This is a genomic window from Vibrio sinaloensis, assembly GCF_000808535.1.
Lineage (GTDB): Bacteria > Pseudomonadota > Gammaproteobacteria > Enterobacterales > Vibrionaceae > Vibrio > Vibrio sinaloensis_D.
The window spans coordinates 1-13,805 of record NZ_JWLV01000020.1 but is presented as its reverse complement, the minus strand read 5'-3'; the positions used below and the strand labels follow the sequence as shown (position 1 = coordinate 13,805).

The 13,805-nt window shown below is 46.5% G+C and carries 11 protein-coding genes, 1 tRNA gene and 1 rRNA gene; 7 read left to right on the top strand and 6 right to left on the bottom strand.

From position 1 onward, the window contains the following. Positions 1-65 precede the first annotated feature (65 nt). Positions 66-500 (bottom strand): D-aminoacyl-tRNA deacylase, encoded by a 435-nt coding sequence (dtd, locus tag RJ47_RS12255; protein WP_038140824.1) that lies wholly within the window; start codon positions 498-500, stop codon positions 66-68. Beyond that, a complete protein-coding gene (locus tag RJ47_RS12250; protein WP_411572129.1) occupies positions 472-1,419 on the bottom strand; it encodes a virulence factor BrkB family protein in 948 nt (315 codons plus the stop codon). The genes dtd and RJ47_RS12250 overlap by 29 nt, the downstream gene beginning before the upstream one ends. A gap of 35 nt (positions 1,420-1,454) precedes the next feature. Here RJ47_RS12250 and RJ47_RS12245 point away from each other — a divergent pair, with 35 nt between their 5' ends. Beyond that, positions 1,455-2,096 carry a DUF2959 domain-containing protein gene (locus tag RJ47_RS12245; protein ID WP_005472618.1) on the top strand — a complete coding sequence of 214 codons (642 nt, stop codon included), beginning with the start codon at positions 1,455-1,457 and terminating at the stop codon, positions 2,094-2,096. 30 nt (positions 2,097-2,126) lie between these two features. On the opposite strand, the gene RJ47_RS12240 is transcribed toward RJ47_RS12245, so the two are convergent. Together RJ47_RS12240 and typA are read right to left on the bottom strand one after the other, a co-directional pair. Then, positions 2,127-2,663 (bottom strand): AAA family ATPase, encoded by a 537-nt coding sequence (locus RJ47_RS12240; RefSeq protein WP_039484107.1) that lies wholly within the window; start codon positions 2,661-2,663, stop codon positions 2,127-2,129. Positions 2,664-2,737: 74 nt separating this feature from the next. Then, positions 2,738-4,567 (bottom strand): translational GTPase TypA, encoded by a 1,830-nt coding sequence (typA, locus tag RJ47_RS12235; protein ID WP_005472550.1) that lies wholly within the window; start codon positions 4,565-4,567, stop codon positions 2,738-2,740. A gap of 476 nt (positions 4,568-5,043) precedes the next feature. Between typA and glnA the strand changes: the two genes are divergently transcribed. From glnA to RJ47_RS12205, 6 genes are all read left to right on the top strand, one after another. After that, positions 5,044-6,453 (top strand): glutamate--ammonia ligase, encoded by a 1,410-nt coding sequence (gene glnA / locus RJ47_RS12230; RefSeq protein ID WP_005472535.1) that lies wholly within the window; start codon positions 5,044-5,046, stop codon positions 6,451-6,453. Positions 6,454-6,556: 103 nt separating this feature from the next. Next, positions 6,557-7,150, top strand: coding sequence for a DUF4124 domain-containing protein (locus RJ47_RS12225; protein ID WP_331415748.1), 594 nt, complete (start codon positions 6,557-6,559; stop codon positions 7,148-7,150). Between the two features lie 91 nt (positions 7,151-7,241). Further along, positions 7,242-8,306, top strand: coding sequence for a nitrogen regulation protein NR(II) (gene glnL / locus RJ47_RS12220; protein WP_005472605.1), 1,065 nt, complete (start codon positions 7,242-7,244; stop codon positions 8,304-8,306). Positions 8,307-8,345: 39 nt separating this feature from the next. Next, complete coding sequence (gene glnG, locus RJ47_RS12215) at positions 8,346-9,749, top strand: nitrogen regulation protein NR(I) (protein WP_038192421.1); 1,404 nt, start codon at positions 8,346-8,348, stop codon at positions 9,747-9,749. Between the two features lie 156 nt (positions 9,750-9,905). Next, positions 9,906-12,437 (top strand): EAL domain-containing protein, encoded by a 2,532-nt coding sequence (locus RJ47_RS12210; protein ID WP_039484103.1) that lies wholly within the window; start codon positions 9,906-9,908, stop codon positions 12,435-12,437. Positions 12,438-12,547: 110 nt separating this feature from the next. Then, complete coding sequence (locus RJ47_RS12205; RefSeq protein WP_231565954.1) at positions 12,548-13,357, top strand: substrate-binding periplasmic protein; 810 nt, start codon at positions 12,548-12,550, stop codon at positions 13,355-13,357. A gap of 82 nt (positions 13,358-13,439) precedes the next feature. Here the strand turns inward: RJ47_RS12205 and RJ47_RS12200 are convergent. Both RJ47_RS12200 and rrf read right to left on the bottom strand, forming a co-directional pair. After that, positions 13,440-13,530 (bottom strand) — tRNA-Ser (locus RJ47_RS12200). 105 nt (positions 13,531-13,635) lie between these two features. Then, positions 13,636-13,751: ribosomal RNA gene (rrf, locus tag RJ47_RS12195) — 5S ribosomal RNA — on the bottom strand. Positions 13,752-13,805: the final 54 nt, after the last annotated feature.

Genomic DNA, 13,805 nt, shown 5'->3' with positions numbered 1-13,805 from the left:
AAAGTCCTTTTTTATGAAAGAGCGCCGCTCTTCCCTTCTAGCCTTTGTCTTTCATTATAGTGTGGCTAAACTTGTAGCCAGAATGTCACGGGTCCGTCATTCACCAGCGACACTTTCATATCTGCGGCAAACTGGCCTCGCTCTGTGGGTAATACCTCTGCACAGCGATCGGCAAAGTATTCGTACAAGCGCTCAGCGTCTGCAGGGTGAGCACCACGAGAAAACCCTGCGCGTGTTCCCTTCTTGGTATCAGCGGGCAACGTAAACTGCGACACCACTAAGACCTTGCCCTCAACTTGTTTGACATTGAGGTTCATTTTGCCTTCGTCATCACCAAACACACGGTAGGTAGTGACTCGCTCCATGAGACGCTTCGCTTTTGCTTCGTCGTCATCTTTTTCAACGCCCAATAGCACCAAAAGGCCGTGCTCAATTTCGCCAACGACTTCACCGTCGACACGAACGGCGGCTTCACTCACTCTCTGGATCAGGGCTATCACTGTGGTTTCCTTTCTTAGATGTTGATTGCGTTAAGTTTTCAGGCGAGTGTACCATTTCTTGCGGCTTGCTCCAGTGCTCTTTCTCCCCGAGCGCCGCCGTCACTTCGGCGCCAACAAGCACAATCAGCCAGCACAAATAGACCCAAACAAACAAGATTGGGATAGCGGCTAACGCGCCATAAATCAATTGATACGAAGGGAACTGGGTAATGTAAGCCGCAAATCCTTTCTTACTCGCTTCAAACAAAATGGCCGCAACAACAGCACCAATTAAAGCATGAGAAATGTGTACTTTTTTGTTGGGAACCAAAAGATAGAGGCCAACAAAGGCAAACAGGGAGAGCAAAAACGGTAACCAGCGCAACAATAAGTTATACACACCCGATACCGCTTCACTTTCTATAATTTTCAGCGAAGTCACGTATGAGGTCGCAGCAATACTGGCTCCAACCAGAATCGGCCCCAAAGTCAGTACCATCCAATACATCGAGAACGAGAACACCGCTCTGCGCTTGCGTCTGACTCGCCAAATGTAATTCAAATTCTTATCAATGTTAGAGATCAACATCAACGCAGCCACAAACAGAAAGCCACCACCGACCGCACTCATCTTGCCAGTATTTGAAACAAACTCGAGCAATGCTCCTTTCACTGCATCACCCGCCGCAGGGACGAAGTGGGTAATCACAAAGTCTTGAATCGCGTCACCCGCGTTTTCAAAAATGGAGAACGATGACAGAACAGACAACAACACCGTCAACATGGGTACGATCGACAATAAAGTAATATACGCAAGGTAGCCCGCATTGACGTTGACGCGATCATGCGCCATTCGGGCGATCAAATATTGCCCAAAAATCAGACTTTGCTTAAGAGTTTGCTCTAATTTCAACTTGTATCTCCTGACCGTCTCAGCCATCCTAACATCGTAATTCTAAAAGAAAGGACACAATCATGCCGTACATACTGGCTTTGGTACTATCCATTTTTACTCTAACAGGCTGCCAGTCCGCCTACTACTCAGCCATGGAACAAGTAGGCTACCACAAACGTGACATTATGGTGGATCGCGTTGAAGAAGCCAAAAAATCACAACAAGAAGCACAGCAAGAGTTCACGAGTGCACTGGACGCGCTCTCAGCACTCACCAACTTTGATGGTGGCGAGTTAGAAAGCGTCTATAACCAGATTAACGACAAATACCAAGACAGCGAAAAAGCAGCAGAAGATGTACGTTCACGTATTGCGGCGATTGAAGATGTGTCCGACGCTCTCTTTGCCGAGTGGCAAGATGAGTTAGAACTCTATACCAGCTCAAAACTGCGTCGTGCGAGCGAACAGAAGCTACGTGACACCAAATCGTCATATGCCACCATGCTGAAAGCGATGAAGCGTGCTGAGCAGAAAATGACGCCAGTCCTAAATACTCTGCGCGACAATACGCTCTATTTGAAACATAACCTCAATGCGAGTGCGATTGGCTCCCTACAAGGCGAGTTTTCGAATCTCGAGCAAGACATTCAGTTCGCAATCAAACAAATGAATGCCGCGATAGCGGAATCGGACAAGTTCTTGCAAAAGCTCAACCAAAAGTAAACAGACTCACCTCCTCCTTGTGGGGAGGTTTTAGCTTTCCCTCTCAAGCCCCAACGTTATTCGAACAAAGTCCACTCGCTCCGCCACACTTCCCCAAGGTACTTCCACCACGTGATAGCCAAGCTCTGCATAAGTCTCGACTAGGGTTTGATGAATTTGCAGCGCTTCTTCGAAACTGTGTGGGCGCACTTCATCTTGAACATAGATAGAGACTTCTGGTCGACAAGCAAGTACCTGAGGGTGGTATCCCCTACTCTCAGTGATAAACCTTGGCTCGACCTTACAGCCCCCCACCTGAAGATACGCCACAATATCTGGGATAGCGCGGTCAACGAACGCGACCTTGTGGTTCTCTGCTTCTCGCTTCTGATTTCCTATTAGCTCAAGGCACAAGTTGGCGAACTCAGGCAAGTTCGTCCAAGGCAGAATCCCCTCATCGAGTTGGCTTTGCTGTTCAATCAAGGTGCGTGAACCTTCAGCAAACGTCGCGTAGCCTAATTCTCCAAGCGCGTTGAGCAAGGTGGTTTTGCCTGCCCCTGGACCACCAGTAATGACAATTGGCTTCATAGTGTTATTCCTTCAAATACAAAAAACCCCAAGCAATGCTCGGGGCTTTAATGATTCTAATCTGTTAACGCAGATTATTTTGCAGCGCGAGACGCACGCTTACGATCCGATTCTGTTAGGAACTTCTTACGGATACGAATGCTTTCCGGCGTTACTTCTACTAGTTCGTCGTCATCGATGAACTCTAGAGCTTGCTCAAGCGTCATCACGATTGGCGGAGTAAGAACCTGCGCGTCATCCGTACCTGATGCACGAACGTTGGTTAGCTGCTTACCTTTCAGTACGTTTACAGTTAGGTCGTTGTCACGGCTGTGGATACCAACAACCATGCCTTCGTATACTTCAACACCGTGACCAATGAACATACGGCCACGCTCTTGTAGGTTGAATAGTGCGTTTGTAAGCGCCTTACCCATACCGTTAGAGATAAGTACACCGTTGATACGCTGGCCGATCTCGCCGCCTTTGTGTGGACCGTAGTGATCAAATGTATGGTAAAGAAGACCAGAACCTGACGTTAGCGTCATGAATTCAGTTTGGAAACCAATCAGACCACGAGATGGCATGATGAAGTCCATACGTACACGGCCTTTACCATCTGGAGACATGTCAGTCAGCTCACCTTTACGTAGGCCGATGTTCTCCATGATGCCACCTTGGTGCTCTTCCATCACGTCGATAGTTACCGTTTCAAACGGTTCCATTAGCTGACCATCTTCTTCTTTGATGATAACTTCTGGACGAGATACTGCTAGCTCGAAGCCTTCACGACGCATGTTTTCGATCAGGATAGATAGGTGAAGTTCACCACGGCCTGATACGCGGAATTTGTCTGGATCATCAGTTTGCTCAACACGTAGTGCAACGTTGTGTACCAGTTCCTTCTCAAGACGCTCAAGGATGTTACGTGACGTTACGAACTTACCTTCTTTACCCGCGAATGGAGACGTGTTTACTTGGAACGTCATGGTTACTGTTGGCTCATCTACAGACAATGCAGGAAGCGCTTCTACTGCGTTTTGTGCACAGATAGTGTCAGAGATTTTCAGCTCACCAAGACCAGTGATTGCGATGATGTCACCCGCGTTTGCTTGCTCAACTTCGTGACGTTCTAGGCCAAGGTAACCCATTACCGTGCCTACTTTACCGTTGCGAGTCTTACCGTCAGCACCGATAACTGTTACTTGTTGGTTTGGCTTAACAGAGCCACGAGTTACACGCGCAACACCGATAACACCAACGTAAGAACTGTAGTCTAGCTGAGAAACTTGCATCTGCAGTGGACCTTCAAGGTCAACATTTGGCGCATCAACAACGTCAACGATAGTTTGGAATAGAGGTTCCATGTTCTCGCCAGTTTCGCCTTCTTCTAGAGAAGCCCAACCGTTTAGTGCAGAAGCATAAACCACTTTAAAGTCTAGCTGGTCGTCAGTTGCACCTAGGTTATCGAATAGATCGAAGACTTGATCCATAACCCAATCAGGACGCGCGCCTGGGCGGTCAATCTTGTTGATAACAACGATAGGCTTAAGACCGTGAGCAAAAGCTTTCTGTGTTACGAAACGCGTTTGTGGCATTGGGCCATCTACTGCGTCAACGATAAGTAGTACTGAATCTACCATCGACATGATACGTTCTACTTCACCACCGAAGTCCGCGTGTCCCGGAGTATCTACGATGTTGATACGGTAGTCATTCCAGTTGATTGCTGTGTTCTTAGCAAGAATGGTAATGCCACGCTCTTTTTCGATGTCATTCGAGTCCATGACGCGCTCTTCTGCTTCGCCGCGAGACTCTAAAGTACCTGATTGCTGTAGTAGTTTATCAACCAGTGTAGTTTTACCGTGGTCAACGTGCGCGATGATCGCGATATTTCTTAATTTATCAATCTGTGGAGTAGCCATGGATTTGATTCACTCGATATAAGAAGCCCGCCGAGAATCTCCGCGAACTTATTTGATTAAAAAAACGGCCATAATGTACCAGATTTTAGCGAAAAACCCAGAAATATGTGATCTGTTCCGCTTCTTTTCAGCAGATATTTGATGACCACACCCAAGTTCCTTGTCCGATAAGCGAAAACCTCATTGACATAAGGGGTAAAACTAGGCTGAATGGAGTACGATTTTGTTTACTCTTGGTGCAACACAGATACAAACGCACCACTTTAGTGCAAAACAAGATCATTTTGGTGCAACTTTTCTGCACCAAGTTTAATCAAGCCCGCTAATTTATTGAAATTAATGGATTAATTTTTTTGGCACGGTTTTAGCTTTATTAAATTCAGCATCGATTAATACGATTGAAACGAAGTTAATCAATGCTGGATTATGAAACCAATCGAGCTAAACCGCTTTAATAACACTGGAGGTTATCCAAGATGTCAGTAGAAAACGTTCTATCGCTGATCCAAGAAAACGAAGTTAAGTTTGTTGACCTACGTTTTACAGATACAAAAGGTAAAGAGCAGCACGTATCTATCCCTGCTCACCAAGTGGACGCAGACTTCTTTGAAGAAGGTAAGATGTTCGATGGTTCTTCAGTTGCTGGCTGGAAGGGTATCAACGAATCTGACATGGTAATGATGCCTGACGCAGCATCTGCTGTTCTTGATCCATTCACAGAAGACGCAACGCTAAACATCCGTTGTGACATTCTTGAGCCTGCAACAATGCAAGGCTACGATCGTGACCCACGTTCTATTGCTAAACGTGCTGAAGACTACCTACGTGCAACTGGCATCGCTGATACTGTTCTTGTTGGTCCAGAGCCAGAGTTCTTCCTATTTGACGATGTTAAGTTCGCAACTGACATGTCAGGTTCTTTCTTCAAAATTGACGACGTAGAAGCAGCTTGGAACACAGGTTCTGACTACGAAGGTGGTAACAAAGGTCACCGCCCAGGCGTTAAAGGTGGTTACTTCCCAGTAGCACCAGTGGATTCTTCTCAAGACATCCGCTCTGCAATGTGTCTAATCCTTGAAGAGATGGGCCAAGTTGTAGAAGCGCACCACCACGAAGTTGCAACTGCGGGTCAGAACGAAATCGCTACTCGCTTCAACACGCTAACAGCTAAAGCTGATGAAATTCAGGTTTACAAGTACGTTGTTCATAACGTTGCTCACGCGTTCGGCAAAACAGCGACATTCATGCCTAAGCCACTCGTTGGCGACAACGGTAGCGGCATGCACGTTCACCAATCTCTAGCGAAAGACGGTGTTAACCTATTCGCGGGTGACAAGTACGGCGGCCTATCTGAAATGGCACTTTACTACATCGGTGGTGTTATCAAACACGCTAAAGCAATCAACGCATTTGCTAACGCATCAACGAACTCGTACAAGCGTCTTGTACCTGGCTTCGAAGCGCCTGTTATGCTTGCATACTCTGCACGTAACCGTTCTGCTTCTATCCGTATCCCTGTGGTACCAAGCCCTAAAGCACGTCGTATCGAGCTACGTTTCGGTGACCCATCAGCGAACCCATACCTATGTTTCGCAGCAATGTTAATGGCTGGTCTTGACGGTATTAAGAACAAGATCCACCCAGGCGAAGCGATGGATAAAGACCTTTACGACCTACCTGCAGAAGAAGCAGCAGAAATCCCAACAGTGGCTTACTCACTAAAAGAAGCGCTAGAGTGTCTAGACGCTGACCGTGAGTTCCTAACCGCTGGTGGTGTTTTCTCGGACGACTTCATCGACTCTTACATCGACCTTAAGTCTCAAGATGTAGAGAAAGTGAACATGACAACTCACCCACTAGAGTTCGAACTTTACTACTCTGTTTAATCAGGTTACGTAAGCAACAAAACGCTTTGTTGCACAAATTCAAGGCTCGCCTCGCAGGCGGGCCTTTTTCATATTTGTCACCTGACCGAGACCCTTTAGTATCATGCTGTCCACGATAATCCATCCGGAGAACAAGATGCACAAAGTGATCACTCTTCTAAGCATACTGCTCACCATATCCAGCTTAGCTTTCGCTCAAACTGTCTATACGTGGACAGACAACAATGGCGTGATTCATTTCAGTGACACTCCGAGTGGTAAAAACGTCAAAGCAATCCAAATGCCTGACTATCATCAGCCGTCCCCGCCCCCTGCTTTTGAAGCTGAAACAAAAGTTGATCCTAAGTCAGACAAAAAAGATAACCAACCAACAGCCTTGTCCTCCCTTGAAATCACGATAACCGCCCCTGAGCATGATCAAGCCTTACGTAGCAATGCCGGTATGATCACCATACGAGCCGAACTTAATCGTAAACTCTCTGTTGATGAGACCCTCCAACTCCAGATGGATGGTGCCAATTATCACGCTCCTACGACTCGCCCTCTATGGGAACTAAGAAACATCGATCGTGGAACTCATACCTTTGTTATTCAAGCCTATAGAGACGGCAAGCTTATTGCATCATCAAGTCCTATAACGGTGCATCTACTACGCAGTAGCCAGCAAAAAGCAGTCTCTCCAGTCAAAGCTCAGTAAATTGGTGACTTTTTTCTTCTGCTACGCCTAATCATGCGCCATACTTGAAAGAATCGTCGCACCACAATGGTGCAATGCACATTTTAAGTTCATGGATGAGAGGTTTTTTGTGAGTAGCGAGCTCGATACGATTGTTTTAAATCACCAAGTCACCGCGATTTTAGTGATGAATGAAACACTGCAAGTCAAATATGCCAATCCTTCAGCGGAGCAATTGTTTTCACAAAGTGCAAAACGCATTGTCGAACAACCTTTGTCCAAGCTCATCCAACACGCCTCGATGGACCTCGCGTTACTTTCTCAGCCACTGCAAAGCGGACAAAGTATCACCGATAGCGACGTCACTTTTGTCGTCGATGGCAAACCCTTAATGCTTGAGGTCACGGTGAGCCCAATTTCCTGGCACAGAGAACTGATGCTGTTAGTGGAAATGCGCAAAATCGGTCAACAACGACGTCTATCTCAAGAGCTCAACCAACATGCGCAGCAACAAGCGGCCAAACTGCTGGTCAGAGGCTTAGCCCATGAAATCAAAAACCCGCTTGGTGGTCTGAGAGGAGCGGCTCAGCTGCTGGAGCGTATGCTGCCCGATCAATCATTAACCGAATACACTCAAATCATTATTGAGCAAGCCGATCGCCTTAGAAATTTGGTCGACCGACTACTGGGGCCACAAAAGCCAGGGAAAAAGCAGCACGAAAATCTGCATTTAATCTTGGAAAAAGTTCGCCAACTGGTCGAGCTTGAGATTGGTCAATCGATCGTCATCGAACGCGACTACGACCCGAGCCTACCGGAGTTCTTAATGGATGCCGATCAAATAGAGCAAGCACTACTCAATATCGTTAGCAACGCGGGGCAAATCCTACAAGGCCAAGAAAACGGTAAGATCGTCATCCGCACCAGAACAGTGCATCAAGCCAACATTCATGGTCAGCGCTGCAAGCTCGCCGCTCGCATAGAGATCATGGATAACGGCCCCGGCATTCCAGCCGATTTACAAGACACCCTTTTCTACCCGATGGTCAGCGGTAGAGAAGGCGGGACAGGCTTAGGGCTATCGATTTCTCAAAACCTGATCGATCAGCATCAAGGCAAGATTGATGTCGAAAGCTGGCCAGGCAGAACCATATTTACAATTTACCTGCCAATTTAATATTACACACTATTTGCATTGCTGTGAGGAAACCAGAATATGAGTAAAGGATACGTTTGGGTGGTCGACGATGACAGTTCCATCCGCTGGGTAATGGAGAAAACCCTCTCTTCAGCAGGCATTAAATGCGATACTTTTTCCGATGCCGAAAGCGTTCTGCTGGCGTTAGAGCGCGAAAGCCCCGATGTTTTGGTATCGGATATCCGTATGCCTGGCATCGATGGTATAGAGTTATTACGCCAAGTCCATGAGCGATCACCCGATTTACCAGTCATCATTATGACTGCTCACTCTGATTTGGATGCAGCTGTGAATGCCTACCAAAAAGGGGCATTTGAATATCTACCAAAGCCATTCGATGTTGATGAAACACTGACCCTGGTTGAACGAGCGATTACACACAGCCACGAACAACGCCGAGAACAAGCCAATGCCGACACAGGCGATTACAGTGCGCCAGAAATCATAGGTGAAGCACCGGCCATGCAGGAGGTATTTCGCGCGATTGGACGCCTCTCTCGCTCTTCAATTTCTGTATTAATAAATGGCGAGTCGGGGACGGGTAAAGAACTCGTCGCACATGCACTGCATCGACACAGCCCTCGAGCGAGCAAGCCCTTTATTGCACTCAATATGGCCGCAATTCCCAAAGATTTGATCGAGTCGGAGTTATTCGGTCATGAGAAAGGCGCGTTCACTGGTGCGAATACCGTGAGACAAGGGCGATTTGAACAAGCCAATGGCGGAACACTGTTTCTCGATGAAATTGGCGATATGCCACTCGATATTCAAACCCGACTGCTGCGTGTGCTCGCTGATGGTCAGTTTTATCGAGTGGGGGGGCACTCTCCCATCAAAGTCGACGTGAGAATTGTGGCAGCGACTCACCAAAACTTGGAAAAACTGGTGCATCAAGGGGATTTTCGTGAAGACCTTTTTCACCGTTTGAACGTCATTCGAATTCAAATCCCAGCTCTACGAGAGCGCAGACAAGACATCGAAAAACTCACTTTACACTTTCTGGCTCTTGCCGCGGAAGAATTGGGCGTCGATGTAAAAACGCTGCATCCTTCAACGGTAGAGCGCCTCAATAACCTCGAGTGGCCAGGCAACGTACGTCAGCTAGAAAACATCTGCCGTTGGCTAACCGTTATGGCAAGTGGTAGTGAAGTCTTACCAAATGACTTACCTGCAGAATTGATTGAAGAGAAGCCTCATTTAGGTTTTGATAGCGACACGACTTGGCAAAAACAGCTCGCGACGTGGGCAAAAAAGTCGCTCACCCAAGGAGATACCGAGTTACTTTCTTACGCACTTCCTGAATTTGAACGTATACTTTTGGAAGTAGCACTCGAACATACGAACGGTCATAAGCAAGATGCCGCAAAAGTTTTGGGGTGGGGACGCAACACACTCACTAGGAAACTCAAAGAGCTTTACTAAAGAAAGATATACTCAGTAATGCAAATAAGAGGCGTAAAAAGCGCTCGTAAGTTCTCGCTTCTAAAAACACAGTGGTCTCTTTTTCACCAAAAATGGCTCGCTCGTTGTATTTAAAGAATATAGAATCCAGTATATTGCATTAATAGAATTAATAGTATGTCAACGACCACACAGATTACGCTCCGAACTGCCGTTGTCCTCCCATTCGTAATGATTTTTATTATTACAATTGGGGTGATTATCGCTGTTCAGAAAAAGAGCTATGAAGAGATGGTGGTTGACATCAGTGATAAGCAGCTCTCTTCGTTAACTGACAATGTGACACTAGAGCTCAATAAGTTCTTAACCAAACCTTTCGAAGCGAGCCTCGCTCTCAGTCATAGTATTGGCTACAACCAACTCTACACCCCCGGAAATACGACTCAGATTGAACATTTTCTTCTTTCAAGCTTTAGAGATCTGTATCAATCGATCCCTCACCTCGATGTGATTGGATTCGGCGGCGAGAATGCCGAATATACTGGCTTTCGCAAAGAGGCGAACAAAGGCTACACCCTAATGATTCAAGATGACCGCACAGAGCAAAAGCTGGTGATATATCGCGGTCAGGTAATCAGTGAAGATGTGCGTTCGGTCATTCATGGCTATGACCCTAGAGTGCGCCCTTGGTACGCTCCTGTAGCGGATCGCCAAGTGCCTATGTGGTCGTCGATTTATGCCAACGCTGATGAGCGTCAAGAAATTACGCTCTCCGCGCTCACCCCCGTATTTCATGACGATGAGTTTCAAGGAGTCGTCGTCACAGACGTAAAAATTGATACCTTCAATACTTTCTTAAACCAACTTCAACAAAACACCAATGCCGTCGTTTTTATTGTCGATGACAAGAAGCGCTTGGTCGCTCACTCCACAGGTGGCAGTGTTGTCTCTTGGGGTACCCCCTATAGCAAAAAAGGTGACCGTTTATTAGCAGTAGAGAGTGCGAACCCTGTCGTCAACTCAAGCGCAGAGTATGCAGAGTCATTGGGCCTGTATGAGAAACAAGAAACCCAGCACTTTACTGTCGATATTAATGGTGAACGTTACTTCAATCATCTCACCCCTTATGTTGATCAGTACGGTTTGAACTGGCAAATAGGCATGGCGATCTCTGAGTCAGACCTGCTCGGTAAACTTCCCGAGAGCCAAAGACACAGTTGGATTTTGGGGATTGTGGCCAGCTTAATTGGCATCTTCATTGGCTTAATCGCCTTCAATCGCATCGTCGCACCCATTACCTCTACCGCTGATGCAGCTAAACATCTAGCGAAGGGGGACTGGGATAGTCACATGCCAAAACCTGGAAGCATCTACGAAACCAGTATGTTGGTGTTTGCTTTCAATGAAATGGCCAACAACCTCAAAGCCTCTTTTCGAGCCCTACGCACGCAATTGCTCTACGATTCACTGACAAAACTCTACAGTCGTGAAGGTTTGATCGATACCTGTGACACCCTTGATAAGCTCGATGGCACACTCATGCTTATTGGGATAAATAAGTTTAGAGACATCAATGACAGCTTAGGCCACTACAAAGGGGATCAACTTCTCGTCATCATCTCTGAGCGTTTGAGGTCTGTATTCTCCAATGAGTGCTATTTATCTCGAATTGGCGGTGATGAGTTCGCGATCTACATCCCTGGTCCTCAAGACAAAGAACAAAATAGCTTAACGGCGAATCGAGTATTGCAGGCTTTTGCTTCTCCGTTTGTTATGGAGTACGAGAGTATTTTGGTGAGCATCTCAGTAGGGATCGTTACTCAAGGTCCAGACCAAAATATGACTCTATGGCTAAGAAACGGCAGTATTGCTCTGAGCAATGCGAAACAAGAGCTCACTCGAATCAGTTACTACAGCCCAGAGATGGCCGATGTGTCACGTAAACGGACTCTGATGCTATCAAAAATTAGAGAGGCTATTGAGAACAAAGAGTTTATTCCTTTCTACCAGCCAATTGTTGATATCCGCAGTGGCAAAGTACTAGGCGCAGAAGCACTCGCTCGCTGGCAGTCTCCGAGCTCAGGCCTCGTTTCCCCACTCGACTTTATTCCAATCGCGGAAGAAAGCGGGTTAATCGGTCAAATAGGTGAGCAAATTCTGATGCAGGCGTGTAACGATGCCGTAAAAGGCATAAAAGAAGGCAAGTGGGATACGGAGTTCCACCTACACGTTAACCTTTCGGTGAACCAACTGTCACAACCGGACTTCATCGAGACATTGCAAAAAGTGCTGACTATCTCAGATTTAAATCCGAGCAACTTAACCTTAGAAATCACCGAGTCTCGCATCGTCGACAACGATCCAGTGACGATTCAAAACATGCAGGCAATTAGAGAGCTAGGTGTGCAAATCGCGATAGATGACTTCGGTACAGGCTACAGTTCTCTTGCCTACCTGCATAAATTACCCTTTGATTGCCTCAAAATAGACAGAACTTTCATCAACAAGTTAACTCCCAACGATCTCGATACTTCAATTGTTGCCGCTGTCATCAACATGACGCGCGGAATGAAAGTCGACATTGTCGCAGAAGGGGTCGAGACAACAGAACAGGCTAAGATGCTTGCACAGTTAAACTGCCATCAAGCACAAGGGTTCCTTTATAGTCGCCCTGTCCCTTTCCAAGAGTGGCCATCTAACTTGGGTTAACTGGGACCAATCCCCCCTCCCAGTTTTCAAACTAGAGCTACACGATCCATATCCCTCAACGTTGGCTAAACTGTATGTGTTCCCTCAACATAATTTTGAAGGAGTACAGCATGCAATGGAAGGCTTGGATATGGTGGTCATTACTCATGTACGCTAGCAGTTCATGGTCTGCCGACACCTGCATCTTAAAAATGGGTTATCGCACGAATGAAAGGCTCCCCCTGATTTCCGCTTCCCCTGACAACAGTGGTCTTTATCAACACTTCTACCAAGCCATGGCGGATCATCTAGGTTGTGAATTAAAAATTATTCGTGGACCCAAGAAACGTATCCTGAAACAGCTCGAAGATGGTGAAATAGACTTCTATCCAGGCTTTAACTACAACGAGTATAGAGCCCTGTACACCTACTACATTGAAAACGGATTTCCCGGAGGGGAAATAGGCATATCACGCTCTGACTTTGCTGATATAAATCATTTGGAAGAGTTAGAAGGCGCAACAATCCTTCAATCTCTGGGCTCTCCAGACTTTGTCCGAGATCTCGAGAACATTCGCATCTATGCTGTACCAGAAATGACTATCGACAAAGCAGTCAATCTATTGAGGAAAAAACGAGGCGACTTTTATATCTATAACCGCGCTTCATTGCTCTACTATCTGAGGACGAACAAGAGTAGCGATATCAAGATCCACCCTAACTGCTGCGGTGGTGTGGAGCCTATCTACCTTGGCTTTTCTCGTCAATCTGAGCACTATTCGGAAGCCCCAAATCCCCACTTTGATCCTAGCCAAGAGTTGAGTCCCACCAACTTTCCCGTAACGCTCAGTACAGATTCCAAAGCATTCCAGATTGAAAAGATATTAAAGGAAATGAAAGAGAGTGGAGAAACAGACGCCATCTACAAGCAATACTACTGAGCACTCACTGATGACAGAAAGGCTAATTTATACAGAGATGAAATGAAAAAAGCCTCGCTATTTCTAGCGAGGCTTTTCAATGTGGCGGAGAGATAGGGATTTGAACCCTAGATACGCTATTAACGTATGCCGGTTTTCAAGACCGGTGCTTTCAACCACTCAGCCATCTCTCCACAAATTGTCATCGTCAGATTAGTACACTGATGATGTTGTTACACGTATTACGGGTAACGATACCTTTTTGTCTTCACTTTTTAAAAAGTGAAAATAAATTTAAAGCCTGGCGATGTCCTACTCTCACATGGGGAAGCCCCACACTACCATCGGCGCTAATTCGTTTCACTTCTGAGTTCGGCATGGAATCAGGTGGGTCCAAATCGCTATGGTCGCCAAGCAAATTCTTTAATTCGGAAAGCTGTTTGCGTTCTTACACATTCAATGTTCTAGT